Source organism: Priestia sp. USM5, from assembly GCF_058323215.1.
This window is the reverse complement of record NZ_JBSGKN010000001.1, coordinates 1,628,127-1,652,531: the sequence shown is the minus strand read 5'-3', so window position 1 is coordinate 1,652,531 and position 24,405 is coordinate 1,628,127. Positions and strand designations below refer to the sequence as shown.

Sequence of the window (24,405 nt, the reverse complement as noted above, 5' to 3'; positions counted from 1 at the left end):
CATGAATGAAGCAATTCGTACAATTCAAGATCATCGTTCTATCCGTCAATATACAGACGAAGCAGTAAGCGACGAGCATTTAGATACAATTATTCAATCTGCTCAGTCAGCCGCTTCTTCTATTAACGGACAGCAAGTAACTATTATTAGCGTCCAAGATAAAGAAAAGAAGAAAAAGCTTTCAGAGCTTGCGGGCAACCAAGCGTGGATTGACCAAGCTCCTCTATTTTTAATCTTTTGTGCAGATTTTAATCGTGCTAAGATTGCAGCTGAGCTTAACGATGCGCCTCTTGGCGTAACCGATGGGCTTGAGTCAATTTTGGTGGGGGCAACCGATGCTGGAATTTCTTTAGAAGCAGCAACAGTTGCAGCAGAGTCACTCGGTTTAGGTACAGTACCAATCGGCGGAATTCGCAGAAAGCCACTAGAAGTCATTGAACTCCTAGATTTACCGGAATACGTATTCCCAGTAAGCGGTCTTGTCATTGGACATCCGGCAGATCATTCTGCGAAAAAGCCTCGATTGCCACAAGCTGCTGTGCACCATCGTGAAAGCTATAATCATGACTTAAAGTCATTGATTCAAGACTATGATGCTGAAATGGCAGAGTATATGAAAAAGAGAACAAACGGTGCAGATGACCGCAACTGGTCACAAACTGTATCCGCTATTTACAAAACCATTTATTATCCAGAAGTTCGAGCGATGCTTGAAAAACAAGGATTTAAATTCGAATGATCAAAAGCTGCGATGTTCATCGCAGCTTTTTTTATCTACTTTAACAGCGTCTTGAATAGACTAAAAGTAATACTCGATAAATGAGGTGTTTGGATGGAGTTTATTTTAATTTGTAATTTTCTTTTAGGTGCAACGGCAGCGTTTTTATTGATACCGGCTTTTACAAAAAAGAACACCCTTCACGTGACTTTGCTGTCTCTCCTTTTCCTCCTTTCAATTGTTCCAACCTTTCTTCTCGCTAATCCACATATCGGCGTTTTACCTTGGGCTATTCGAGACGGTCTTCTATTGTTTTCCGCTTTCCTTTTCTTTTATCTAACCTTCACTTTAAGCAGATGGAAAACACTTTTGTTTTTTCTTCTCCTTTTACTGTCAATTGCTCCTCTTGCCTACGTCGTATATGATGACTTCACGCATACGTATATAGATGCCAATATCGGACTTGGCCTAGGCTTTTTATTGACGTGGCTCTTAACAACCTTGTACAATATTTTGGCTATTCTTCGATTTTTCCGTCAGAAATCTCAGTAAACACGTTAAAAGTTAACAAACAAACGAATAGTTGATTTTATTTAGTATACGCTAACAACTGCACAGTCCTTCTCTTTACATAAAGCTGTGTATACTAAAAAAGGAGTGATACTTGATGAAACGACTATTCGTAATGGTAGCAGTGATTGCCTTCTTGGCACTTAGCCGCATGTTAGTATTTGCCGCTGAAACACCTCCTGCTGCAGATGAGCGACCAGCTCAAAATGCAGAAGTTCGTATCGTTCATGCTTCACCAGATGCTCCAGCTGTAGACATTTTTGTGGATGACAAAGCTTTAGTAGAAGGAGCAAAGTTTAAAGATGTCTCCAACTCCCTGCCTTTGTCAGCTGGTTCTCATAAAGTAGAAGTATACGAAGCGAAGACAAAAGGAACAAAAGATTCCATCATCGAAGCTACCCTTGTTGTAGACGGTGGAAAATCGTATACAGTAGCCGCTGTAAATAAAGCCGAAAATCTTGAACTGCAGGCTTTTACGAATAATAAGCAAGGGATGGATGGAAAAGCAAGCTTACGTGTTGCTCATTTATCTCCTGATGCTCCTGCGGTAAACGTAGGTCCTAAAGGGGCTGCTCCTTTATTTAAAGATCTGTCTTTTAAAAGCATTTCAGGTTATCAAGTAGTAAATCCGGGTTCGTATGATTTATCTGTTTCCACAGCAGACGGAAAAGAAATACTAAGTCTTCCTGGAACAAATCTTCAAAGCGGTAAAAACTATACGGTTCTCGCAGTAAATACTGCTGATAAGCTTGAGACCATTGTTTTACAAGATAATTAATTAAAAAAACGTCATTTCAATTGAAATGACGTTTTTTATAGACTGCGCTGAATGAATTCTTCTTTTTTGTACTCATAGGTAGAAATATCGTTCCACAATCGTTTTGAAAGCTCGTATTTCATACCTTCATATTTTTTTCTAGCACGTTCGCTCGAGCGTAACTGCTCCCTGAAATTAATTCGTTCATTCCAGTAAGGTGATTCACTGACCGTTACGTACACATGACTTCTTCTAGCATCATGTGGAATGAGCTTACGGGCATTTTTAGCTGTCATAATTGGAGGGTAGTGTGCAGCTGGAACGCCTTCTTTTAATAAGACGAACATCTCTTTTTCCGCTACGTATACGTGAGATTTATTTTTTAATATAGCGCGCACTTCATTTATGTCTTCTTCGCGTTTGACGCCGATTAAAATATCAACGATTGGTGAACCTGCCAATCCTGGAACGGACGTGCTTCCAATATGTTCGATGTCTACTGAAAAATCTTTTAGTGTATTAAGTAACGCTTCTTTTTCCATTTGATACAAAAGCGACCACTTTGTTTCATACTGAACAATCTTTCGCATATCAGTTTCCACCCTTTCACTTTTTTATACTGTACCATGTTTCAAAGTAAAAAGAAAGAATTTTCTAACTATTTACTTTTGGTTTATGCTATGAGCTTTTCCATCGATATAGACAGGCTTTATATTATTTTATATATTTTTGTTATTTTTATTCTGAATGTTTCATAATTGTGGATGTTTCCTCCTCCAAAAGATAGATACTCTTTTATTTGCTATCTCTCCTCTATCATATTCACATTCAGCTGCTTTATACTATTTTACATTTTTTCTAGTATAAAACATGTCCTCAAAACATCGGTGAACAAAGGGCTAAAGACCTTTATATGCCCTTGACGTCCCTACATTTCACCTTTGATATAATTATATTTTACATTAATGTAAAATTTTATCGTTAAGGATGGCAGATAGTTCAAATTCATTATACAATTGAAATTCGACATATAGTATGATGGATAATATCGGCATTATGAGATAATAGTAGATTTAACTCAAAATTTTGGGCTATTTGCCGATATATGCTTTGTATACTAATTAACTTATGTTGAAATTTGTAATTTGCAAGGAGGAAAAAATGAATAAAAAACATGTCATGTACACAGCCGTTTCTTCTGTTCTTTTAAGCTCTTCATTGCTTTTGCATTCGATTGACGCAGATGCAGCTGAATCGGCCAAAGTAACTGCTACATCGTTAAATGTACGTGCAACGCCTAGTACAAGCGGCGCTATCGTTGGAAAAGTAACGAAGGGAAACACCGTTAATATAGTAGATGAAAGCAAGGGATGGGCTAAAATTACGTATAACGGTAAAGAAGCTTGGATTTCATCTCAATACATAAACAAAACACAAACAAACAGTACGTCTACGGCAAATTCGACATCCAAGTCAGCCGTTGTTAACGCCAGTTCATTAAATGTTCGCTCTTCTGCGAGCACAAGCGCGTCTATCGTGACGAACTTATCCCGAGGTTCCAAAGTAACAGTGGTAAAAGAAAGCGGATCTTGGTCACAGATTAAAACGGCAGCGGGTCAAACAGGCTGGGTAGCGAGTCAGTATTTACAAGCAGGCTCCGGTTCTTCTACACCGACTAGTAACTCGGGTTCTACAACATCCAAGTCAGCTGTTGTTAACGCTAGCTCATTAAATGTTCGCTCTTCTGCGAGCACAAGCGCATCGGTCGTGACGAACTTACCGCGCAATTCAAAAGTAACGGTGGTAAAAGAAAGCGGATCCTGGTCACAGATTAAAACAGCATCAGGTCAAACGGGCTGGGTAGCGAGTCAGTACCTACAAGCAGGCTCCGGTTCTTCTACACCGACTAGTAACTCGGGTTCTACAACATCCAAGTCAGCTGTTGTTAACGCTAGCTCATTAAACGTTCGCTCTTCTGCAAGCACAAGCGCGTCTATCGTGACGAACTTATCCCGGGGTTCCAAAGTAACGGTGGTAAAAGAGAGCGGATCCTGGTCACAGATTAAAACAGCAAGTGGTCAAACGGGCTGGGTGGCAAGTCAGTACCTACAAGCAGGCTCTGCTTCTTCTGCGCCAGCTAAAGATTCTGGATCCACGTCATCTAAGTCAGCGGTCGTTAACGCCAGTTCATTAAACGTTCGTTCTTCTGCAAGCACAAGCGCATCGGTCGTAACAAACTTACCGCGCAATTCAAAAGTAATGGTTTTAAAAGAAAGCGGATCTTGGTCTCAGATTAAAACGGCAAGCGGCCAAACGGGCTGGGTAGCAAGTCAGTATTTACAAGCTAATTCTGGACAGTCTTCACAACCAGCCCAGTCGATTCAAATTACAAAAGCTTCAAATTTGCGCAGTCAGCCGAGCTTAAGTGCGGGAATTATTCGTGTAGCAAAAGCAGGCGAACGATTCAAAAAAGTAGGCGAAACGAATGACTGGGTGCAAATTCAGTACTCTGCAAGTCAAACAGCATGGGTGTCAAAAGGGTTAACAGCTGCGGCTGGTTCTACAACTTCAGCTAGTTTGCCTTCCCCATCTGCTGCTTTAAAAGATAAAATTATTGTGGTAGACGCTGGGCACGGCGGATATGACCCTGGCACTTCAGGCAAGTCATCGATTGAGAAAAACCTAGCGTTAACAACCGCAAAACTTGTGGCAAGCCGCTTAGCTAATGCCGGAGCAAATGTATTTATGACGCGTTCAAACGATACTTTTATTTCACTGAGCGGACGTGTGAACGTTAGTGAAGCAAAGCATGCAGATGCATTTATCAGCGTTCACTATAACGCTTCTACTTCATCTTCTGCAAACGGCATCGCATCATTTTATTACAGTGAAGCTAAAGATAAAGAATTAGCAAAATACATTCAAGAAAGCATGGCTGAAAATGCGCCTTCTATGAAGGATATGGGGGTTCGTTTTGGAGATTATTATGTTACTCGAGAAAACAACCAGCGTGCTGTACTTCTTGAATTAGGCTTTTTATCAAATGCTCACGATGAGCAAATTGTTTCTTCTAATGCGTATCAGCAGCAAATATCTACAGGTATTTATCAAGGAATTGCTCGATACTTTGCAGCTAATAAATAATAAAAGCCCTCATTATGAGGGCTTTTATACTACCAGCTTGCTTTTTTAACACCTGGGATTTGTCCTTTGTAGGCCAATTCCCTAAAAGCAATGCGTGACATTTCAAATTTTCTAAGATAGCCTCGAGGGCGACCGGTAACGCGGCAGCGATTATTTAAGCGCGTTGGTGAAGAATCTCTAGGCAATTTTTTTAACGCTTCGTAATCTCCTTTTTCCTTCAACTCTTGGCGCAATTGCGCATATTTCGCTACTATCTCTTGGCGCTTTTGTTCTTTTACAACTTTTGATTTTTTAGCCAAACTCTTTGTCATCCTTTCGCTTTATCAATTTTTATTTAAAATACGTAATCATTACGATTTAATTATTTTGAGCAAATTACTTTTTAAATTTAATCATATTTTCTTCATTTTTTCAACTTGTTTGCTTCCACGCTTACATGTATCCTCTCTCCTAAACTGCTGTATAAACATAAATAAAATTGTATGTCAAATGTAATTAATTCCTTCATCTCCTATATCATACAAAGAGCCCTACATATTCCATTTTGTAGGAGGATTTGTATTTACAGATAATATTTCAATAATATTACAGTTCATTTACATATTAATAACTTCGACAAATTTAGCGGTTATCTAGTATATAATCATCTTAGAAATTCCAAAAATAATATTTTGTGTACTCAATAAAATATAAAAGTAAAGGTGATTAAAAAATGAAATCGACTGGTATTGTAAGAAAAGTAGATGATTTAGGTCGTATCGTAATTCCTAAAGAGTTAAGACGTGTTCTTGAAATAGATGTAAAAGATCCTGTTGAAATTTTTGTCGAAACAGATCGAATTATTTTAAAGAAATATGAGCCGAACGGTGCTTGTGCGATTACTGGTGAAGTATCTTCTGACAACGTAACAATCGCAGATGGCAAATTAACTTTAAGCCGCGAAGGTATGGAGTTATTACTTGAAGAGTTAAAACAACGTAATTTCTAATAAAAAGAAAAACAGTTGCATGTAAGCAGCTGTTTTTCTTTTTATTAAAGTTTTTTCTTCGCTTTCTGATTTTCAGATGCTATACTCAGAAGCGAATACATAATAAAGGAGCCTTTTATCATGACAGTTGAACAAATGACTCATCACTTTTTAGCACATCGAAACGTAACTAATGAATTAATCAACAAAATTGAAGCAGGTCACTACGAATACAAGCCTGCCCCGACATCTATGTCAGCTTTTGACTTATCTACGCATATTTTAACATCCTTTTATGCATTTGCATCAGTGGTAAAATCCGGTGATTTATCTCCACTTGGTCAAAAAGCTGATTTTGGCGGTAAGTCATTATCGGACCTTGCAGCTGAATATACGAACAAAACAGTAGACGTATTACGCTCACTTAGCGAAGATGACTTAAACAAGACCATTGACGCAACTGCAGCGTTTGGAAGAAAGCTTCCTGGAAGACAGCTTTTACAAATGGCCATTGACCATGAAATTCATCATAAAGGAAATTTATACGTCTACGTACGTGAGATGGGTCATACAGATCTTCCTCTATTTGTTCAGTTCGGTTAATGGTTATAAAATAGTTCGACTTGTAAGCGCCCAAGCTAGAAGTTTGGTGCGCTTTTTCTTTGGAGTTTTCGGCATAATAAGTAAGATATATGGTATAATTCTATCAATAACTTCATATCTACTATTCAAAGCTTGTTTCTTCTTATAAAACGATCGTCATCATCTTTTACAAAGGAGGAATCACTTCATGAGTCAAACTGTTAATCAACAAAAAATTGCTCAAGTGTATCATCTTCCGTTTGTTTCTTCATTTGGAGGAAGTGCTATGAACCTTCTTTCTCCTCAAGCTGGCGAACATATTTTAGATATTGGCTGTGGCACTGGCGAATTTATTTCGCAGCTCAATAAGCTTCATGTCCGTGCAACGGGCATCGATTGCTCTGAAAATATGATTGAACAGGCTCGTCATCAGTACCCGACTCTATCCTTTGAACAGTTAAACGCCCTTAACCTTCCTTATTACGAACAATTTGACGCAGTTTTTTCCAATGCAACTTTACACGATATCCGTCCCCCTCACCTTGTCATTAAAAACATTTACAATGCTTTAAAACCAAATGGCCGATTTGTAGCAGAATTTTGGGGAAAAGGAAACATGGACGAAATTTTCACAGAAATCATTCGTCAATTTAAAACGTTTGATATCCCTTATAACGATGTAGATTTCCCATGGTACTTCCCTTCTGTAGCTGAATATTCTTCTCTTTTGGAATCACAGAATTTTCAAGTCACCACGGCCATACACTACAGCCGGCCCCTCTTGTTAAAAGGGGAAAACGGCTTGCGTAATTGGCTCGAAACAAATGCAGCCCCTCTTTTTGCTCACGTGACGACAGAAACTAAAAATGTCCTCATTACGCGCTTAGAAAATCGAATGCAAGACAAACTATTTCAAAACGGATCTTGGCTAGCAGAAGCTAAACATATACGTGTACATGCTGTAAAACGAGATTAAAAAATGGACGTGATTCTATTCACGTCCATTTTCGTTAAAGTGCAGCCAATATCCTTTTCCTCGAATCACTTCGATTTCTAAATATGTTCCTATTTTTTTGCGAACCCGGTAAATCAGCGCATTCAGCTCTTCCGCTGCTACCAGAATTTCTCCATTTGACTCTACTCGTTCAGGCCAAACGCTTTTTTTTAATGCTTCTTTTGAAACAAATTGATTGTTATATTCTAGAAGGTAAGCTAAGCACGCGTATTCTTTATCTGACAGAATATACGTTTCCTCTTTTACTTTTACTTTCTGCAAAATTGGATCTAATGTGTAAAATGGCTTATTTATTTGTTTTAGCAAAGGTCCTAAATCGAGGGTTGCATCCATATCATCATTTCTAAATACTAAAGCTGCCTCCTCATTTGCTAAGGTAATGACATCCTGCTCTTTCAAGAAACGAGGGGTTCCAGGCTGTAACTCTTCTCCGTTTACTTTTGTCCCGTGTTTACTAAACAAGTCTGTAATGAAAAATGCATTGCTTTCGTACGTTACTTCAAAATGCTTGCGTGAAATGTAAGCACTTTGAAAGGCCAGATAAGGCTCCCATTCTTCACTGCTTCGTCCGATAATACAAGCTTTATCTTTTGGAATAGGCACGGAAGCTCCTTCATAAAAAGGAGCACCGTTCCGAATAATCAACATACCGTTCATTGTTTGCTCACACTCTTTTTTAAAATTTTCTGACTCTTATCATGTAATTATAACACTCACATTTATTGAGATTTCTTCCAACTTTGGATAACATCATAGTATAGTCAGTTATATGATAAAGGTTGTTGCCATGTAAGTAAACCTTTAGAGCAGTCCTTTTCTAACTGAAAAAATACGTATTCTTTGCCCTGCTGTAACGTGGATACAATTTTTTTGTAAAATAATTTGTTTTTTAGTAACTTTGACATATGTTCTCTCTTTTTAAAGCGGAGTAAAATAGGAAAATACGTGAAATATTTACATAATGGAGGAAGACCAATGGGACGTTTGCCAAAAGATAGAGAAATTCAAGCGATTAAACGACGCGTTGCACTGGTATTGTTAATTATTGGATCATTTATTTTAACAGGTGCTAGCTTTAGCGTTTATTGGTTTATGATGTTAAAAATATAAGATTTTTTTATAAAATAAAGAAAAAAGACATGGTTTTGTTCCCATGTCTTTTTTAGGTTTATTTTTTTCTAAGTTTATTCTTTCTCAGACACTCCCGCAGATTGAAACGTAGCCATATTAGCAATCATCAGCGAAGCCGAGTGCAGCAGCGGAAATGTAACAGCAGCTCCACTTCCTTCACCTAACCGAAGATTGAGGTTGAGAAGCGGTTTCTTGCCAAGAAGCTTCATTGCACACGCATGACCTTGTTCAACAGATTCGTGACTAGCAAACATATAGTCTCTTGCTTGTGTATTGATTTCTGTCGCTAGAAGAGCTGCAACTGTACAAATAAAACCATCTACTAAAATAGGAATACGGTGAGCAGCTGCCGCCAGCATAGCACCTGTCATCCCTGCAATTTCAAGCCCCCCTATTTTACTAATAATATCAATCGGATCCTGAGGGTTGATGTGCCTGTTTTGCAGCGCTTCTTCAATTACCTTCACTTTGTGGCGCAGTTGTTCGTCAGAAATCCCTGTGCCCATTCCTGCAAGCTTAGAGACTTTTTCTCCTGTCAATACAGCTAAAATAGCCGTGCTTGACGTAGTGTTTCCAATGCCCATTTCTCCCACAATCAAACATTTAATTCCTTGGGCAATAAGCTCTTCAGCTTCTTCATATCCGACTTGAACAGCCAATTCTGCCTCACTGCGCGTCATCGCGTCTTCTTTATAAAAACTTGCTGTGCCCAGCTTCACTTTGCGTTGTACAAGATCCTTATGGGAAAGGTCAGAAGCAATGCCGATGTCAATCAGTTTGAACTGGGCATCTATTTGCCCACTAAACACGTTAATAGCTGCTCCTCCCTGCAAAAAATTTAGCGCCATTTGTGCCGTTACGTCTTGAGGGTAAGCTGAAACTCCTTCTTTTACAATTCCATGATCGCCTGCAAAAACGAGGACTCCTGGCGGCGTGACTGTCGGAAAAGCTTCCCCGGTCATGGCCGCTAATTCAACTGCTATTTCTTCGAGCCTTCCAAGGCTTCCTATCGGTTTGGTTAATGTATCAATATAGCGTGCCGCTTTTTCGCCAGCGCTTGTTTGAAGCGGTGGAATATAAACGTTTATCATATGTACAGCTCCTTTATTTCAGCAAATGTCTACCGTTTAATTTAACAGGATTTTGTTTATTCTGGCTAGTCTTTTTTAAAGTAGATAATTGGATAGAGTTCCCAAGACTTAGTTATACTAGTAAGAGTTGCGTATAGGCAGTATGTTGAAAGGAAAGATTTTATGACAACGAAACAGCACAAAAAGGAAAAGGCAGGTCGGCTCATTTATCGCTACATTATGATGTTAATTGGAGCTTCCTTGGCTGCCGTTTCTATCGAATTATTTTTAGTCCCAAATTCCGTAATTGACGGCGGTATTATCGGTATTTCTCTAATTTTAGTTTACTTAACGAAATTGCCGTTCAGTCTTCTTATCATCATCTTTAATCTCCCTTTTTTATATAGTGGATACAAACAAATTGGTCGTAGCTTCTGCTTTTCATCTATGTTTGCAGTTGTTGCTTTATCCATTGTAGAATCTCAATTGCACCATGTTCCAGCTGTAACATCTGAACCGCTTCTTGCTACCGTATTTGGCGGGCTCCTTTTAGGAGCGGGTGTAGGAACGGTCATTCGTCACGGTGGAGCGTTAGATGGAACTGAGATTTTAGGTATTTTATTAACAAAAAAAATCCCGTTTTCTGTGGGTGAATTTGTGATGTTTTTAAATATCTTCATTTTCGCTTGGGCAGGGTTCGTGCTAGGTTGGGAACAGGCCATGTACTCGATCCTTACGTACTATATTGCGTCTAAGACAATCGATGCGATCATTCAAGGGCTTGATGAAACAAAAGCAGCTTTTATTGTGTCAAATCACTATGAAGAGCTATCAGACGCTATTACGCATCGTCTAGGCCGCGGCGTGACGAAACTGTATGGTAAAGGCGGATTTGAAGGTACAGAAAAAGAAGTCATATACGTAGTTGTGACGCGTTTAGAAATTACCAAGCTTAAAACCATTATTTCTGAAATTGATCCACAGGCATTTACAACCATTATGGATACCCAAGAAGCGCAGGGCGGCAAATTCAAATCAGCCATTCACTAACTATACATAAGCGTGAATTTCTCTGAGCATGCTAATAGCTGACTACCCGTAAAGGAGATCACCACAATGAAAGAACAAATGTCCAACTTATTTAACCAATTAAAACAGTCGGTTTCGGATGTATCTGATAAGTTATATGACAAAGTACATACGCTGCAATCTTCACCAGGAGTGAGTGTTTTTGAACTGTATGAATGGATTAAAGAAAATCCAAGCGCAAGCGTACAAAAGCAAACGCTGCTCGGGATTTCGTACTCTTTCTATGCACTCCACGAAGACGGCGTTTTTTTCTATATGGAAACGAAATATGATTATTTACTTTACATGACTATTTATAGTCCAACACGTCATTATTTCACCTATCATTCTTACCGAGATTCTTTATCAACAGTGACTCCCTTGACGTTTCCTATTACTAAATAATAAAAAGCTCCTCAATCGAGGAGCTTTTTTTATATGGTTATCTTCCTTTTCGGACTTTAAAGATAAACAGCGCAAGTAAAAAACCGCTCGTCGCAGTTACTATTTTCCACGCGTTTAAGATTGGATTTTTTTTCAAGGTCCTGCTCCTTCCTTGCGGCTATACTAAAAATAGGATGGCCGCCTTTCAAACAGCTAGTCCAACTTCCCCCTACTATTCCTACCATCATCTAACATATAGCCCACCGACATTTTCATCAATTTCACTTTTCATACTATAACATATTTTTGCCATTTAGTAGAAGTCTTAAAAGTAAAAGCTGTACTTCTCTTAAAAAAAACGGTATTGAACCCCTGCATTTTCTTTACCGTTCATTTTTTGATAAAGGTTTTGAGCAACTTTATTTTCACTGCTGCACTCAGCGGTCATTCCTGCAAACTCATACTTTTGAGAATAGGCAAGGCAAATCTTAAACAAACGTTCACCAATTTTATTTCCTCTGTTTAAAGGAGATACGTACAAATCTTTTAAGACGCCTGTTTCTTTAAAATAATGGGTGCTCCACGATACGTACACCGTCGCAAAACCTACTAGTTTCCCTTCCAATTCAGCAACAAACTGGATACCGTAGGAAGGATTATTCAATAGACGCTTAATATGTAAAGTTAAAGCTTTCCGGGAAGGGTCAGGCTGCTCGCAGAATTTCACTATATATTCTTGCATTAACGTAGCCAGTCGCTCTCGATCAGTTTCAACCGCCTGTCGAATGACAACCATTTAATCACTCCTTTTAGCTCAACGCTCTTAACATAATTCGATAGCTATACTTTTTTTCCTTTCGTTTTCGTGAAAAGCTCCCTACTTTTACACAAGGGGATATTTAAAGCAAACAACCTTATACGGCTTATGGTTGAGGAGAGAAAATACGCTGTTTTAAAAAAAGGTTGCAAACAGCAACCTTTTTTAGTTAGCAAGCGCATAATTTCGTAAGAATAAACCTACGCAGCCGCTGATTACAATCAGTCCTCCTGCCGTTAGAAACGCCGCCGTCACATTTAGCGAAGCAGCAGCGCCAAGCAGCAGCACCGAAAGTCCAAACGTCACATATGAAACGCTCAGCGTAGCGGAAAGCACCTTAGGAAGCTTTTCTAAAGGAACGGCCGTTTGTGTAAGCGTGTAAGAACACGTAGCGCTTATTTGAAGGGCAATGCCAATAGTAAAACTAAGTAAAAGGGAAAGAAACGGCACAGATATCACTCCGAACAATAATGTAAAGAAACCTGAAAAAAGACTGCCTAGTATTACGATATGATAAAGACTTCTCTCTTGCTCAACTGAAATCTTCAGCAAAACGAAACCACCAAGAACCGTTCCAACAAAAAAACTGCTGTTAATATATCCCCACCAAGCTTCATTTTTATTTAATATTTCTTTCACAAACACGTAGACAATAGCTGATGCCCAAACGCCGGCAGCCATCCCTTCTAAAACCTCCATGACTAATAAAACCCGCAGGCGCGGATAATGCCAAATTAGCTTCCATCCCTCTTTTAACCCTTGTTTTTGCTTCGTTTTAGAAGAATGAACGTTCATGCGAATGGCCTGCATGAATACGAGTGACAAACTAAATAACGAAAATGACAGCCATAAAAGGCCGGTAGCATCCCAGCTAATAATCAGAAAGCTTCCAAGCGGATAGGCTGCAATTTGAATCGTTTGATCCGTGACATTAAACATACTGTTCCATTTTAACAGCTTCTCTTTATCTACTAAATGAGGAAGCATAGAGCTTTGAACCGGAGCTGCCCACCCATCGAAAAAAGCAATAAGCGCCACGCAGCACAGCATGCTGATAAGCGACATATGCCACAAGAAAAACATAGACAAAACACTGGTTTTTAACAGCTGAGACACCACAAGAATACGCTTAGCTCTGTAGCGATCTATAAGAAAAGGCACCGTAAAACTGCTCAAAAACTTAGCAGCCGTAATGGTAAACGGAATGCATGAAAGCAGCACAGGAGAACTATTTTGAGCGTAAAGAATGCTGATTAACGCAACAATATATAATACATCTGCTAAATTAGCTTGGCTTTGACCAAACCATAAAAAAAGTACGGAACGATTTTTCACGACAATCCCTCTTTCTTTTTAGTATGACTGAAAAGAAAGAGAATCCTACACGTAATCAACCCCTTTATATAGCGGCTTGCTTTTATCGACTTATTACAATCGTATGCTTTTTACAGAACACAACTTTTATATATATTAAAAAATACAAACAGTTAAACAGTATGGTAAAAAATCAAGAAATTGTCGTGAAAACGAAGTTAGATTAACTATAGAATATCAGAGTTATAGAATCAATACTTTTTACATAATTTTCTTTTTTCTTCTTCTTTACTTCTAAATAACCTAAGCTTGTCATATACATAGATGGACGAGTACTCCCATTAAAATTTAACGTATAGGGTGAGGAATATTTTTTCGAGAGTGGTTTCGATTTGCTGTGGCAGCTTATTAATTGGACTAGGGCTAAACGGATTTATTGCTCCGTATCACTTACTAGACGGTGGACTTATAGGATTTGGGCTTATCGTATATTATGTGTTTGGAACTCCTATCGGAATGTCCATTTTCTTTTTGAACGTACCTGTCTATTTATATGCTTTTTTTCGTCATCGCCAAAACTTTTTTTATGGAAGTATAGGTTTGTTTGTTTCTTTTTTTATGACAGAATGGCTGTCTATTCTCGAAGGCACGCTGGAGCTTCCTTTGCTCTTTAGCTCATTGCTTGGAGGCACACTCGTAGGAATGGGAATAGGACTGATGCTTCGCTACGGCATCAGTTCGGACGGTCTGGATTTAATCGCTATTATTGTATCAAAAAAATGGAAAATTAATATAGGAATAACCATTTTTATCTTAGACAGTACGATTATGATAGTGGGCTTACATATTATCGGATTTACAGCTTTTTGCTACTCCATGCTTGTTATTACGATGAGCAGCATAATGATTATGCTCTTCACTTCTCCGCGATGGCTGTCTTCATAAAAAAAACGCTTGAAGTTTCAGCGTTTTTTTTATTTGTTTCCTACTATCATATTTATGTGATTGTGGAGAACCGTAATCGTTGAAGGTGTTGTCGTTTCTTTTTCTCCATCACAATCTACCGTTTTTTCAGGAGTGGTTTCAATATGGACTTCTTTTGTCCGAAAATGCATAAGGTTGCTTTCAGGGGCAAGCTGTTCCTCATCAGGAGTTGTTTGTAACCATGCCATAACCGGCTCGATTCCCATTTCTTTAATAACGAATACATCTAATAATCCGTCTTGAAATGAGCTGTTTCCTAGCATAGCGCGAGTTCCTCCTAAAAAAGGACCGTTCCCAATTAACACCATAACTGCTTCTCCTTCATAGGAAGCTTTTTCGCTCGTCATTTTTAATTGAAAAGGCTCTGCTTGATTTAACGTTCTACCTACGCTCATGTAGTAAGAGAGCTTACCAAATTTCTCTTTATTTTCTTCTAAAATATTTTCAGATACATCAGCTACGAGACCGATTCCCCAAAAGTTTAAAAAATAATCTTCGCCATGTTTTCCAACATCCACTGCTTCCGTCTGCTTTTCAATAATTTGCTCCACTGCTTTTAAAGGATTTTGATTCATTCCGATTGCACGCGAAAAGTCGTTGCACGTTCCTCCGGGTAAAATAGCAAATACAGGGCGTTGCTTCAGCGGAGCAAGAGCGTTGATCAACTCATAAATCGTCCCGTCTCCTCCTGCTCCAATAATGACATCCGCTTCGCTTTCCAATTTTCTTACCAGCTCGGCACCATCTCCAGGCTGCTCTGTTTTATATAACGTAACCGTCTCAAATGCAGTGTTTAACCGATCACATATAAAGTCAATTTCATTTACTAATTTTTTGTTTCCTGCGTTTGGATTCAAAATCACTGCTGCCTTCATCTTTCTCTCTCCTCTATTCATATCTTCCGTTTCACCTTTTTTCCCTTTCTTTTGAAAAAACAAACCTTTTGAAATATGAACGTTTTATGAAACCATTCCAATAGTGCTTTTTTTACTTTCAAAACCTGCTATAATAATTTTCGGACTTGTATTAACAAAAGATGGTTATTGAGAGGAGCTTTCTATACGTGTCAATAAAATGCATGACGCAGCTATTTGCAAGTTGTTTTGTTTTTTTACTTTCCTCAGTCGCTACTTGGTATAACGGCTCTTCGATGCTTGAAGGACCTTTATCAGCTAGTTTGACCGGAGGGCTAACAAAGTCCTCGGCGGTTCATCACTATTCTCACATCGATTATTTGTTATATACAATTAAATTCCACCCTCAGTTTCCAATTATGATGATGGTGAGCGGGATTTATTTGATTGTATTACTATCTATTATTGGGTTCAAAAAACGGTATGGATTGATTAGCTCCTGCTGTTTATGTATCACAGCTCTTTTATGCTACAGCAGCTATAAACTTTCACATACCCCGACCGAAGGTGAACACGCCATGATTACCTCTAGCTTAGCTGCAGCAAGTTTATGCTTAGCAGTCGGATTATTCTATTTATTAAAGCGATTTTATTCTCAAAAAGAATATATTTAACCATATGAAAAAAACGTCGGATCTACCGACGTTTTTTATGTGAAATCCGGTTTATTATTGATTTTGCTCAACTGGCGTATAACCGATATAAGCAGACTGAGGTCGGTAAATACGATTATTTTCTGACTGTTCCACGACATGAGCTGTCCAACCAACCACACGGCTTGCTGTGAAGGTCGGAGTGAATAGTTCAGACGGAAGCTCAACCGCTTTCATAACCGCTGCAGCGAAATATTCTACGTTGGTATAAATGCCTCTCCCCGGCTTGTATTCATTTAGTAATTCAATGGTTTTATCTTCAATTTTAACAATTAAATCAAATAGCCCGTTGTCTCCTGAAATTTGTTTCGATACTTCTTTTAATGCTTCTGCTCTTGGGTCATGTGTGCGATAAACGCGATGACCAAACCCCATGATTTTCTCTTTATTATCTAATTTTTTACGAACCCAAGGCTCAATATTCTCTTCACTTCCAATTTCATCAAACATGTTAATAACACCAGAAGGAGCTCCTCCGTGAAGCGGACCTTTCATCGCGCCAATTGCTCCGCATATAGCTGAAACCATGTCAGATTCGGTAGATGAAATAACGCGTGATGAGAAGGTTGAGGCATTCATTCCATGCTCAATTGTCAAAACAAAATAGGCGTTTAGCGCCGTAACCAAACTTTGATCTGGAATTTCTCCGTTAATCATGTATAAATAGTTTGCTACATGATCCAAATGCTCGTTAGGCTCTACTATTTCTAGATCATTCATTTTACGATACCAATAGGCAATAATGGTAGGTGTTACCGCTGTAATCGCAAGCGCCTGCTCTTTTGTCGGAGGCCAGCTGTATGAAGGGTCTCCTAACGCCGAGATACATGTGCGAAGCGCGCTCATCACTTCTGTATCTTTTGGCAAACAGTCCATTAACGCAACAATATTAGCTGGAAGCGTACGATGAGTCACCATCTCTTGTTTAAATGCTTTTAACTCATCATGATTTGGCAGCGTGCCGTTCCAAATTAAATAAGAAACTTCTTCAAAAGAATAATTGATCGCCAAATCTTTTGCCCAATATCCGCGATAAATCAGCTGACCTTTCTCTCCATCAACATGCCCTACTTTTGTTTCAGCTGCAACGATTCCTTCTAGTCCTTTAACATATGTCATCTCAACCACTCCCCCAATTATTTTTAACAAACCGGCCCTTTTTTTTATGTACGGCTCGTTTGCAGAATGAATAGACTCACCTTAGTGGTGCACTATACCATTTTATTCCTCTTTCTTAATTGTCAGAACAGTATACAAAATGAACATTTCAACACGTGTTATTTCTGCGCTCGCGGCTTTGTTTTACGGGAGAAAAAAATATTTTTTTAGGATTTTCTTCGAGGGTACTTTTTGTTAACGCTTACAAATATGCGGGTTTCTAACGTATTTAGAGGAATTTGATGTGCTATTTTTGGATGAATCACTATTCACTTCCTTATGTAAGAGTTTACATTTATTTGAATCATAAGTAAAATAGATAAATAGAATAAATAGTATGAAAACTAAGAATACTAGTGAGGAGAATTTATGGATATTCGAGAACTGCAACATTTCATGGAAGTAGTTAATCAAAAAAGTTTCACGAAAGCAGCAGCTGCAATTCACTTGTCTCAGCCAGCATTAAGTAAAATTGTAAAAAAACTAGAAGAAGAACTCGGCGTAGACCTTTTTGATCGCTCTACTCGAAAGCTGACATTAACCGATGCAGGACAGATTGTATATGGGCAAAGCCAAAAGCTGGTATCCACTCTTCACGAGCTGCATGCTCTGTTAGATGATTTACGAAATCTCCCTACAGGAGATATTAAAGTAGGGATTCCTCCTTTAGTAGGGACTGTTGTTTTCCCAATGATCGCAAAAAACTTTACATCAAAACATCCTCAGGTGAAATTAGAGCTTGTGGAGCTTGGCGCAAAGCGAATTGTCGAACTTGTAGAAAACGAACAAGTAGACCTTGGCATTATCGTATTGCCTATTCAAAACCCTCTTTTTCACGTCTATCCGTTTATTGAAGAAGAGTTTAATTTATACATTCATCATGAGCATCCCCTGGCAGCTAAATCAATTGTTGCTTTGAGCGAGCTTAGAGAAGAGCCGTTTGTCCTGTTCAGCAAAGATTTCTCTCTTCATGATCGCATTATTCATGAGTGCATTCAAGCGGGTTTTCATCCAAAAATAGCGTACGAAAGTTCTCAATGGGATTTGATTATTGAACTAGTTGCTTCTGAATTAGGTATTGCTATTTTACCAAAGTCCGTGTTTCCGAAAATCAATAATCCCTTTATTAAAAGTATTCCAATTGCCGCACCTACTCCAATGTGGGAGCTCGGCATCATTTTGAAAAAAGATCGCTATATGTCATATGCTACACGAGAACTTTTATCCTTCCTAGTAGACCAAGACATCATTTTGCCGTCTCATACGATGTCAGCAAACTCTTAACAAAAAAGCCTCTTCTTTCATTAGAAAGAGGCTTTTAGTCATCTTTGATATCTTCTTCACCCTTTTTTGTCTTGCGATTAACTAAAAACAAGTCAGCAAATGGCGACTTGTTTTACAGCTGCTTTTTGAATAGCACACCTTTTTTAAAATGTACTCCCAAAGCTTCACGATTGGCCATAAATACTCCTATTAAAATAAGAAGACCTCCGCCAATAATAGAAGGCGTGATAGCTTCATTTAAGACTACATAGCCGATTAACACGGCGATTAAAGGAGATACATACAACCAAGTAGATGGAAAAACCGGATTTGTTTGGGCGATTAGCCAATAATATAAGCCGTGTCCAGCAATTGAACCAACAAAAATTAAATATACAATAGACCATACTGCGTTCCAAGGCATAATAGTCGAAACATGAATCTGCTCTGTACATAAAGATAGCACGAGTAGAAATATTCCCCCGTAAAACATTTGAATACCGTTAATTAAAAACGACACAGGGCTTCAACGTCTTAACGCCATTCTTTCAGCTGAAATATAAAAAGATTCTTTAATAGATGTTTAATTATAAGAAGAGAAGTGTATACAGAAAGAGGAGAAGAAAGTTATTCTTTCTTCTCCTCCACCCTTTTAACTCACATTTTTATTCACAGCAATAATTTCACTTAGGTTATTCATATAAATAATTTGTTCACCAAACGTTCTATTTTTCAAAGCAGCCGTATGGTGCGGTTTCATGCCAATAATATAGCATGTGATCCCCATAAGATAGAAGGACTGCATAAAGCCTGCAAAAGCTTGAATTCCTTCGGTTGTTAATATATCTAGGCCCCCAAAGTCAAATAGAAGCGTGGTGTAATTTCCTTCATGTGCAAAGTTTTGCAAAATGGACGTATTTTCAGCTACAAGAGCTGTGTCTAAGTCTCCAAAAAGAGGTATAAGCCCTACTTTAGAGGATAATTTAATAAAAGAAGCGGACAATTGCTTAATTTTTTGTAATGATTTTTCGAGACGTTCTTTTTGTTCAAGCAGTTCAAAATCTGTATCTGCTAATCGTTTCCGATGGTCTTGAACAAGATTCGTTAGCTCCTGTATACGTTCATCTTGGCGAATACAAACTAAATGACCTATATCACTATCCCATTGAATTAAGCATTCAAACAGTGAATACGGCGAATCATTGGTTTGCATCACAAGCTCTACTTTCTGAATAGCCTGGCCTCGGCTTTGGACAAGCGTTTGCTCATCATGGGGTTCGTCTACAGACAATTCTCGAGAATCTTTCTGGCGCAAGCTTAAAAACTTTCTCGCCTTTTCTTGACTAAATACGTCTACAAGATCTAAAAAATTAGCTGAAGGCTTAAATAAATGACCTGATTGTTGCGACCATTCCAAAATATTAAATTCAGTATCCACTAGAAAGTAAGGAATTGGAACATATTCAAGCATCGACATTAACTTCCACTCCTTTGTGATAACTGATTAACCAGTTATTTAGTTGGTAAAGATCCGGAATTAGGCGTGTATGCTCAGAACAGTAAGAACGGAAATCAATTTGAGAAACTAAACGCCCTCCTACCATTACTGTTGGTCTTGGTTCTAATTTGTCCAAAGTTTTGGTATATTCAGCAAGCCTCTCAATATGATAAGGAATGCTGACAGATAATCCTACCATGTGCGGCTTCCATTCTATAGCCATTTTCTCAGCGTATTCCAGAGGTAGATTGGCACCTAAAAAGCGAGTATTCCAACCATGTTCCTCAAACAATAAAGCCACCATCTTTAAACCAATGAAGTGCTGTTCTTGTTCCAAGCATAGAAGCAGTGCCCTTGGAGCGGTGTCTGAAGCGTGTCCCTGAATTTTTTTATAAAAGCGATAGCGAGTTAGCACATAATCACACGTCGTAGTTGCAACATGCTCATCAGCTACAGAAATGATATTTTCTTCCCACATATCTCCAGTTACTCGCATTGCGGTTGTAATTAAATTTTCATAAATATCTAGGCTGTTCTTTCCCTGTTGGATTTCTTCTAGCACAACTTCCCAAGCGCTGTCTTGATCACCAGCTAATAAATAGCCTACAAATTTTTGTACTTGAGATTTCATTGTTTCACCTCAGTAAACGTAAAGCTTTTAAGAAACTTGAATAAAAGCTTCTCGTCTCTCTTTTTCAAGATCGCCTAAAATGTATACCACTTTTAGACTAACACATGTTGCCAATAGCAACAATATAAAAATAGAATAATAACTTTCAATCTTACTATACTCAGTAAAATATGACTAGTATTTCTCTAAATATTCTCCTTTCCCTTTTATTTATGAAAAACACCTCGGCATTTTTTACCGAGGTGTTTTTCCAGTTGTCATTATTTCGGCTGAAAGAATGTAAGTTCGTTTCTTTCTCTTTTAAGCATCGCTACTTATTTTCCACTTTTAATAGACTTTCAAACATATGTATTTATGACTCTTCTGCTCCCACCATAATACTGATAAGATAGAGCGCTGTCATAACTGAGCCGATTGTATTGCATATCAAATGAATATATTGGCTCGTCGCCATAAACAAGTATAAACTTAGCAACAGCAGCACCGTTCCGAACAAAAAAGACCATTTAAACAATGATAGTGGCCGCTTGAACTTTATACGCAAACAAAAAATGAGGATAAAGCCTACTAGCGCCATCACAAAGAAACTAACATTAAATAAATTGATTGTTATCACATTTGTTCACACTCCCTTTGCCCCCGAAACTATTATAACATATTTTTCCTTATCTTCATTCTTTCTCTAGAAGCAAACGCATCGAAAATTGTTTTTTTGACGTGTTTATGTCACAATATTTTTATAAAATTTCCAAGGAATGAGGGAATGCATTGACTACACCTGAAGCTCAAGATTCAAAATGGTCCATTTTAAATAAGGCCCTTCATAGCTCACAATCTGGCATTATCGTGACGGATCCTTCTTTACCTGATAATCCAATTATTTACCTCAACCAAGGGTTTTCCCTTATGACCGGCTATAAGGAAGAAGAAGTATTAGGGGAAAATTGCCGTTTTCTACAAGGTCCTCTTACAAACCCGCACCACGTTGATGAAATTCGCAGCGCTATCAGCCGCAATCAGTCAGTCTCTGTTACGCTTGTGAATTACCGAAAAGACGGCTCTTTCTTTCATAATCAGCTAACGATTGACCCAACATATATAGAAGAAGAAGATAAATATTACTTTATCGGTGTTCAAAAAGACGTTACCATAGAAATTACAGCCCAAGAACAGCTTCAGCAAGCTTTGGAAGAAGTTGAAAGACTATCCACTCCTATCGTGCCAATAGAGGAAGGAATCTCTGTTCTTCCATTAATCGGAACGTTAAACGAACGGCGTATAGAAATGCTATTCAATAGTTTCACCTCGCGTAACACAACCAGCAAAGATCGTTATTTAATCCTAGACGTATCAGGGTTAGCGCAATTTAATGATTCATTCGGCCGTGATATTCTTAATATTTACAATTGGCTGAAGCTCATGGGAACTCAGCTTGTTTTAACAGGAATTTCTCCTAACATGGCCATACATATGAGCACTATAGAAGATGATATGTCTTTTATTTTAGTCTATCAAAGCATTAAAGATGCCTTACCGAAGCTAAAGCTATAAGCACAAGAAGTGGTTCTTTATGAAAAATAGGTAAAATGCATGAATAGGCTAGTTAAAAAATGTTTATTTTTTAATAAATTGGGTTTGAGATTATACAGTTAGGGAAAACAAGGCGTATAGGAAAATAAATGCGCTTCATAATGGGTTTATTTATAAGCATCCTCACTCTAGATCAGGGGATGCTTTTATGCCTTTATTTATAAAACAATTAGACTATACATATGTAAGGAGAGTCTTCATGCATAGAAATCAGGACCTATATCATTTTTTTAAAGAACATTCTCTTCAATTAACTGAAGACTGGTACAATCAGCTCGACGATGAAAACGAGTTCTCCGTGTATTCGAGTAAAAATCCAGTAATTGTGAAAGAACTGAAGCAGCAAAATCAAGATTATTTTCAGCATTTATTTGACGTATTTATAAAAGATGAGGAATACTTTTTTTCCGATTTCCAGCAGTGGTCGGTCGAACTTGCACGTGATCCAAAGCATTTAAGTACGCCTCTTCACTTTATCGTTCGAGAATATTTTAATTCACAAAAAATTGTCGTTAATTACTTAAAGAAGTTTATCTCTTTGCACCCAGAAGAGGTAAGCGTGGATAAGATATTTATGTGGTATGACATTATTGTTAAAGCCTTTGATCTATCTATTTATATCTTTATTCAAGAATATCATAAGAATACGCAAGAACAGCTGAACGCTCAGAAAGAGTTAATTAATGAATTAAGTTCTCCTGTTATCATGCTTCAAAACAAAGTTGCCCTTCTGCCTCTTGTGGGGGATATTGGAACGGTCAAAAGTCAGTTTATTTTAGAAAACACGCTTCAGCAATGCTCGGAAAAAGGCGTTGAACATTTATGTATTGACCTGCTCGGTGTAGCTACGATTGACACGATGATGGCACAAGAGATTTTTAATTTGGTAAAAGCTCTTCGTTTAATCGGGGTGCAAACAATTTTATCTGGAATTCGACCGGAAATTTCTCAAACTGCAATTCGCTTAGGGCTTTCATTTGAACAGGTCAAGACTACTTCTTCTCTTGCACAGGCGCTTAATTCTATTAGTTAAACATATGGCTCTCTATTACAGCATAGAGAGCCATATCTATGGCGTTTCAAATTTTACTGGAGTATAGTAGACGCGCCCGATTAACTTTTCACCGTTGTTATCTTTCCAGTCCGCTACGAGTATATACCGATCACTGTTACTGTGAGAGGCAGAATCTACTGTAATAGCAGATGTTTTTTTTATGTCCTTTTTTTCTACTATGTTTTCATAAATAGACTGATTGCGAATTTGTTTGTAATAAAGCGCATTAGGTTCTTTACCATCTATTTCAATGGACACTTGACCACCTTGAGAGACGGGAATACTATCTTTCATAACAATTTGTCTGAAATTTTTTCGTTCGCCAAAATCAGCTTCACATTCGGTCCAGCAAAAAAATAAAGGCTTAATGATGGCTTCTTTGCCTTCGGCTATTATTTTTATAGCGGGTGGATAAGGATCTTCAAGCGTTTCAGCTGTAGGAACCTGACATGCGGTTAATGAAAATAAACTAAATAGGATAACCACCACTTTTTTCATACTATGTCCTCCCTTTTTTGTGAACGTGGTGCACGTAAGTGAGTGGGTGCATAGTATACTCTTTCGCCTGCAACCAAAAGATTCCTTTTATAATCAACAAAAAAACAGCTGCCTATTTGTTTAGACAGCTGTTTTTTTCTATTTACTTAGCATGCTTATTTCTTTTTTCATATCTTTTTCTACATATTCCATTAAATCAGATACGTAGGTTTGAAGCGGTTTTGTTGCGTCTTTGTGATCATTCATCGTTAATTCATAAATGCTATCGATATTATCAATCATCAGTTCCATATCATCGATGACGCCCGTATGCTTATACATCGTTTTCATCGTAGGATCAAGGGAAGCTAATTCATTATATTCATAGTTTATCGTATTTGAAATATCATCGAGTTCATTGATAAATTGCTTTTTGGTTTTTTTTTCGGCCATAAGCTGATTATACTCTTTAAAAGCAGTTTGAAGGTTTTTCTGAGAGGCAGTCAATACTTTCAGCTGTTCTCGTCCTAAATAATAATCATAAATACTAGTAACAGTAAAATATCCCCCAAATGTGAGCGCGATTCCGACAACTAAACCTATCCAAAACGTGCTCGTTTTAAAAAAATGTTTCATAATGACTCCT

Annotated in this window: 28 protein-coding genes and 1 pseudogene; 15 read left to right on the top strand and 14 right to left on the bottom strand. The window is 38.0% G+C overall.

The window, feature by feature from the left end; all coding sequences use genetic code 11:
* The first annotated feature begins 1 nt into the window (after position 1).
* The 3 genes from nfsA to ACWATA_RS09085 all read left to right on the top strand — a co-directional run bounded on the left by nfsA (position 2) and on the right by ACWATA_RS09085 (position 2,066).
* A complete protein-coding gene (nfsA, locus tag ACWATA_RS09095; protein ID WP_028412760.1) occupies positions 2-739 on the top strand; it encodes an oxygen-insensitive NADPH nitroreductase in 738 nt (245 codons plus the stop codon).
* 93 nt (positions 740-832) lie between these two features.
* Entirely contained in the window at positions 833-1,270 is a 438-nt protein-coding gene (locus ACWATA_RS09090; RefSeq protein WP_098113291.1) for a hypothetical protein, read from the top strand.
* A 115-nt stretch (positions 1,271-1,385) separates the two neighbouring features.
* Positions 1,386-2,066 (top strand): DUF4397 domain-containing protein, encoded by a 681-nt coding sequence (locus ACWATA_RS09085; protein WP_033580604.1) that lies wholly within the window; start codon positions 1,386-1,388, stop codon positions 2,064-2,066.
* A 35-nt stretch (positions 2,067-2,101) separates the two neighbouring features.
* On the opposite strand, the gene ACWATA_RS09080 is transcribed toward ACWATA_RS09085, so the two are convergent.
* Entirely contained in the window at positions 2,102-2,635 is a 534-nt protein-coding gene (locus ACWATA_RS09080) for a GrpB family protein (RefSeq protein WP_028412757.1), read from the bottom strand.
* Positions 2,636-3,206: 571 nt separating this feature from the next.
* On the opposite strand from ACWATA_RS09080, the gene ACWATA_RS09075 reads away from it, so the two are divergent.
* Positions 3,207-5,189 carry an N-acetylmuramoyl-L-alanine amidase family protein gene (locus ACWATA_RS09075; protein WP_473049774.1) on the top strand — a complete coding sequence of 661 codons (1,983 nt, stop codon included), beginning with the start codon at positions 3,207-3,209 and terminating at the stop codon, positions 5,187-5,189.
* 29 nt (positions 5,190-5,218) lie between these two features.
* On the opposite strand, the gene rpsN is transcribed toward ACWATA_RS09075, so the two are convergent.
* Positions 5,219-5,488 carry a 30S ribosomal protein S14 gene (gene rpsN / locus ACWATA_RS09070; RefSeq protein WP_028414364.1) on the bottom strand — a complete coding sequence of 90 codons (270 nt, stop codon included), beginning with the start codon at positions 5,486-5,488 and terminating at the stop codon, positions 5,219-5,221.
* A 413-nt stretch (positions 5,489-5,901) separates the two neighbouring features.
* Between rpsN and ACWATA_RS09065 the strand changes: the two genes are divergently transcribed.
* The 3 genes from ACWATA_RS09065 (at position 5,902) to ACWATA_RS09055 (ending at position 7,714) form a co-directional block, all read left to right on the top strand.
* Positions 5,902-6,177 carry an AbrB/MazE/SpoVT family DNA-binding domain-containing protein gene (locus ACWATA_RS09065; RefSeq protein WP_013057736.1) on the top strand — a complete coding sequence of 92 codons (276 nt, stop codon included), beginning with the start codon at positions 5,902-5,904 and terminating at the stop codon, positions 6,175-6,177.
* A gap of 120 nt (positions 6,178-6,297) precedes the next feature.
* Positions 6,298-6,759 (top strand): DinB family protein, encoded by a 462-nt coding sequence (locus ACWATA_RS09060; protein WP_028414365.1) that lies wholly within the window; start codon positions 6,298-6,300, stop codon positions 6,757-6,759.
* Positions 6,760-6,946: 187 nt separating this feature from the next.
* Positions 6,947-7,714, top strand: a complete 768-nt coding sequence (locus tag ACWATA_RS09055) for a class I SAM-dependent methyltransferase (protein WP_028414366.1) — start codon at positions 6,947-6,949, stop codon at positions 7,712-7,714.
* A gap of 15 nt (positions 7,715-7,729) precedes the next feature.
* Here the strand turns inward: ACWATA_RS09055 and ACWATA_RS09050 are convergent, their stop codons facing one another.
* A complete protein-coding gene (locus ACWATA_RS09050) occupies positions 7,730-8,410 on the bottom strand; it encodes an FHA domain-containing protein (protein WP_033580601.1) in 681 nt (226 codons plus the stop codon).
* 318 nt (positions 8,411-8,728) lie between these two features.
* Here ACWATA_RS09050 and ACWATA_RS09045 point away from each other — a divergent pair, with 318 nt between their 5' ends.
* Positions 8,729-8,863: a hypothetical protein gene (locus tag ACWATA_RS09045; RefSeq protein WP_255219782.1), complete on the top strand. Its 135-nt coding sequence runs from the start codon at positions 8,729-8,731 to the stop codon at positions 8,861-8,863.
* 74 nt (positions 8,864-8,937) lie between these two features.
* Here ACWATA_RS09045 and cobT read toward each other — a convergent pair whose 3' ends face one another.
* A complete protein-coding gene (gene cobT, locus ACWATA_RS09040; protein WP_033580600.1) occupies positions 8,938-9,975 on the bottom strand; it encodes a nicotinate-nucleotide--dimethylbenzimidazole phosphoribosyltransferase in 1,038 nt (345 codons plus the stop codon).
* A gap of 162 nt (positions 9,976-10,137) precedes the next feature.
* On the opposite strand from cobT, the gene ACWATA_RS09035 reads away from it, so the two are divergent.
* Together ACWATA_RS09035 and ACWATA_RS09030 are read left to right on the top strand one after the other, a co-directional pair.
* Entirely contained in the window at positions 10,138-11,004 is an 867-nt protein-coding gene (locus ACWATA_RS09035) for a YitT family protein (RefSeq protein ID WP_033580599.1), read from the top strand.
* A gap of 66 nt (positions 11,005-11,070) precedes the next feature.
* Positions 11,071-11,427, top strand: coding sequence for a hypothetical protein (locus ACWATA_RS09030; RefSeq protein ID WP_033580598.1), 357 nt, complete (start codon positions 11,071-11,073; stop codon positions 11,425-11,427).
* A 328-nt stretch (positions 11,428-11,755) separates the two neighbouring features.
* On the opposite strand, the gene ACWATA_RS09025 is transcribed toward ACWATA_RS09030, so the two are convergent.
* On the bottom strand, positions 11,756-12,202 hold the full coding sequence (locus ACWATA_RS09025) for a GNAT family N-acetyltransferase (protein WP_033580597.1): 447 nt from the start codon (positions 12,200-12,202) through the stop codon (positions 11,756-11,758).
* A 186-nt stretch (positions 12,203-12,388) separates the two neighbouring features.
* A complete protein-coding gene (locus ACWATA_RS09020; protein ID WP_473049773.1) occupies positions 12,389-13,558 on the bottom strand; it encodes an MFS transporter in 1,170 nt (389 codons plus the stop codon).
* 360 nt (positions 13,559-13,918) lie between these two features.
* Between ACWATA_RS09020 and ACWATA_RS09015 the strand changes: the two genes are divergently transcribed.
* Positions 13,919-14,482: a YitT family protein gene (locus ACWATA_RS09015; RefSeq protein WP_033580595.1), complete on the top strand. Its 564-nt coding sequence runs from the start codon at positions 13,919-13,921 to the stop codon at positions 14,480-14,482.
* 29 nt (positions 14,483-14,511) lie between these two features.
* Here the strand turns inward: ACWATA_RS09015 and ACWATA_RS09010 are convergent, their stop codons facing one another.
* Positions 14,512-15,396, bottom strand: a complete 885-nt coding sequence (locus tag ACWATA_RS09010; protein WP_473049772.1) for a diacylglycerol/lipid kinase family protein — start codon at positions 15,394-15,396, stop codon at positions 14,512-14,514.
* 188 nt (positions 15,397-15,584) lie between these two features.
* Here ACWATA_RS09010 and ACWATA_RS09005 point away from each other — a divergent pair, with 188 nt between their 5' ends.
* Positions 15,585-16,049 carry a DUF4306 domain-containing protein gene (locus ACWATA_RS09005; protein WP_223260182.1) on the top strand — a complete coding sequence of 155 codons (465 nt, stop codon included), beginning with the start codon at positions 15,585-15,587 and terminating at the stop codon, positions 16,047-16,049.
* A gap of 54 nt (positions 16,050-16,103) precedes the next feature.
* On the opposite strand, the gene ACWATA_RS09000 is transcribed toward ACWATA_RS09005, so the two are convergent.
* Positions 16,104-17,207 carry a citrate/2-methylcitrate synthase gene (locus ACWATA_RS09000; protein ID WP_425204800.1) on the bottom strand — a complete coding sequence of 368 codons (1,104 nt, stop codon included), beginning with the start codon at positions 17,205-17,207 and terminating at the stop codon, positions 16,104-16,106.
* 408 nt (positions 17,208-17,615) lie between these two features.
* Here ACWATA_RS09000 and ACWATA_RS08995 point away from each other — a divergent pair, with 408 nt between their 5' ends.
* Positions 17,616-18,530, top strand: coding sequence for a LysR family transcriptional regulator (locus ACWATA_RS08995; protein ID WP_013083830.1), 915 nt, complete (start codon positions 17,616-17,618; stop codon positions 18,528-18,530).
* A gap of 112 nt (positions 18,531-18,642) precedes the next feature.
* Here the strand turns inward: ACWATA_RS08995 and ACWATA_RS08990 are convergent.
* From ACWATA_RS08990 to ACWATA_RS08975, 4 genes and pseudogenes are all read right to left on the bottom strand, one after another.
* Positions 18,643-19,023: pseudogene (locus tag ACWATA_RS08990) on the bottom strand (EamA family transporter); the annotation flags it as partial.
* 138 nt (positions 19,024-19,161) lie between these two features.
* Positions 19,162-19,986, bottom strand: a complete 825-nt coding sequence (locus ACWATA_RS08985) for an STAS domain-containing protein (RefSeq protein WP_029714452.1) — start codon at positions 19,984-19,986, stop codon at positions 19,162-19,164.
* Entirely contained in the window at positions 19,973-20,638 is a 666-nt protein-coding gene (locus ACWATA_RS08980; RefSeq protein WP_048018977.1) for a cobalamin B12-binding domain-containing protein, read from the bottom strand. Before ACWATA_RS08980 ends, ACWATA_RS08985 begins: the two co-directional genes overlap by 14 nt.
* Before the next feature lie 352 nt (positions 20,639-20,990).
* On the bottom strand, positions 20,991-21,254 hold the full coding sequence (locus ACWATA_RS08975; protein ID WP_081751998.1) for a hypothetical protein: 264 nt from the start codon (positions 21,252-21,254) through the stop codon (positions 20,991-20,993).
* A gap of 152 nt (positions 21,255-21,406) precedes the next feature.
* Between ACWATA_RS08975 and ytvA the strand changes: the two genes are divergently transcribed.
* Both ytvA and ACWATA_RS08965 read left to right on the top strand, forming a co-directional pair.
* A complete protein-coding gene (gene ytvA / locus ACWATA_RS08970; RefSeq protein ID WP_033580591.1) occupies positions 21,407-22,189 on the top strand; it encodes a YtvA family blue-light photoreceptor in 783 nt (260 codons plus the stop codon).
* A 238-nt stretch (positions 22,190-22,427) separates the two neighbouring features.
* Positions 22,428-23,261 (top strand): STAS domain-containing protein, encoded by an 834-nt coding sequence (locus ACWATA_RS08965; RefSeq protein ID WP_028414377.1) that lies wholly within the window; start codon positions 22,428-22,430, stop codon positions 23,259-23,261.
* A 36-nt stretch (positions 23,262-23,297) separates the two neighbouring features.
* Here ACWATA_RS08965 and ACWATA_RS08960 read toward each other — a convergent pair whose 3' ends face one another.
* Together ACWATA_RS08960 and ACWATA_RS08955 are read right to left on the bottom strand one after the other, a co-directional pair.
* Positions 23,298-23,780 carry a hypothetical protein gene (locus tag ACWATA_RS08960; protein ID WP_473049771.1) on the bottom strand — a complete coding sequence of 161 codons (483 nt, stop codon included), beginning with the start codon at positions 23,778-23,780 and terminating at the stop codon, positions 23,298-23,300.
* Positions 23,781-23,918: 138 nt separating this feature from the next.
* Positions 23,919-24,395 carry a hypothetical protein gene (locus ACWATA_RS08955; protein WP_014459392.1) on the bottom strand — a complete coding sequence of 159 codons (477 nt, stop codon included), beginning with the start codon at positions 24,393-24,395 and terminating at the stop codon, positions 23,919-23,921.
* Positions 24,396-24,405 lie beyond the last annotated feature (10 nt).

What these genes read in the sequence shown, in the direction of transcription:
- nfsA (WP_028412760.1), top strand. Translation starts at nt 2, where the DNA reads ATGAATGAAGCAATTCGTACAATTCAAGATCATCGTTCTATCCGTCAA.
- ACWATA_RS09090 (WP_098113291.1), top strand. Translation starts at nt 833, where the DNA reads ATGGAGTTTATTTTAATTTGTAATTTTCTTTTAGGTGCAACGGCAGCG.
- ACWATA_RS09085 (WP_033580604.1), top strand. Translation starts at nt 1,386, where the DNA reads ATGAAACGACTATTCGTAATGGTAGCAGTGATTGCCTTCTTGGCACTT.
- ACWATA_RS09080 (WP_028412757.1), bottom strand. Translation starts at nt 2,635, where the DNA reads ATGCGAAAGATTGTTCAGTATGAAACAAAGTGGTCGCTTTTGTATCAA.
- ACWATA_RS09075 (WP_473049774.1), top strand. Translation starts at nt 3,207, where the DNA reads ATGAATAAAAAACATGTCATGTACACAGCCGTTTCTTCTGTTCTTTTA.
- ACWATA_RS09065 (WP_013057736.1), top strand. Translation starts at nt 5,902, where the DNA reads ATGAAATCGACTGGTATTGTAAGAAAAGTAGATGATTTAGGTCGTATC.
- ACWATA_RS09060 (WP_028414365.1), top strand. Translation starts at nt 6,298, where the DNA reads ATGACAGTTGAACAAATGACTCATCACTTTTTAGCACATCGAAACGTA.
- ACWATA_RS09055 (WP_028414366.1), top strand. Translation starts at nt 6,947, where the DNA reads ATGAGTCAAACTGTTAATCAACAAAAAATTGCTCAAGTGTATCATCTT.
- ACWATA_RS09050 (WP_033580601.1), bottom strand. Translation starts at nt 8,410, where the DNA reads ATGAACGGTATGTTGATTATTCGGAACGGTGCTCCTTTTTATGAAGGA.
- ACWATA_RS09045 (WP_255219782.1), top strand. Translation starts at nt 8,729, where the DNA reads ATGGGACGTTTGCCAAAAGATAGAGAAATTCAAGCGATTAAACGACGC.
- cobT (WP_033580600.1), bottom strand. Translation starts at nt 9,975, where the DNA reads ATGATAAACGTTTATATTCCACCGCTTCAAACAAGCGCTGGCGAAAAA.
- ACWATA_RS09035 (WP_033580599.1), top strand. Translation starts at nt 10,138, where the DNA reads ATGACAACGAAACAGCACAAAAAGGAAAAGGCAGGTCGGCTCATTTAT.
- ACWATA_RS09030 (WP_033580598.1), top strand. Translation starts at nt 11,071, where the DNA reads ATGAAAGAACAAATGTCCAACTTATTTAACCAATTAAAACAGTCGGTT.
- ACWATA_RS09025 (WP_033580597.1), bottom strand. Translation starts at nt 12,202, where the DNA reads ATGGTTGTCATTCGACAGGCGGTTGAAACTGATCGAGAGCGACTGGCT.
- ACWATA_RS09010 (WP_473049772.1), bottom strand. Translation starts at nt 15,396, where the DNA reads ATGAAGGCAGCAGTGATTTTGAATCCAAACGCAGGAAACAAAAAATTA.
- ACWATA_RS09000 (WP_425204800.1), bottom strand. Translation starts at nt 17,207, where the DNA reads ATGACATATGTTAAAGGACTAGAAGGAATCGTTGCAGCTGAAACAAAA.
- ACWATA_RS08995 (WP_013083830.1), top strand. Translation starts at nt 17,616, where the DNA reads ATGGATATTCGAGAACTGCAACATTTCATGGAAGTAGTTAATCAAAAA.
- ACWATA_RS08985 (WP_029714452.1), bottom strand. Translation starts at nt 19,986, where the DNA reads ATGTCGATGCTTGAATATGTTCCAATTCCTTACTTTCTAGTGGATACT.
- ACWATA_RS08980 (WP_048018977.1), bottom strand. Translation starts at nt 20,638, where the DNA reads ATGAAATCTCAAGTACAAAAATTTGTAGGCTATTTATTAGCTGGTGAT.
- ACWATA_RS08965 (WP_028414377.1), top strand. Translation starts at nt 22,428, where the DNA reads ATGCATAGAAATCAGGACCTATATCATTTTTTTAAAGAACATTCTCTT.
- ACWATA_RS08960 (WP_473049771.1), bottom strand. Translation starts at nt 23,780, where the DNA reads ATGAAAAAAGTGGTGGTTATCCTATTTAGTTTATTTTCATTAACCGCA.
- ACWATA_RS08955 (WP_014459392.1), bottom strand. Translation starts at nt 24,395, where the DNA reads ATGAAACATTTTTTTAAAACGAGCACGTTTTGGATAGGTTTAGTTGTC.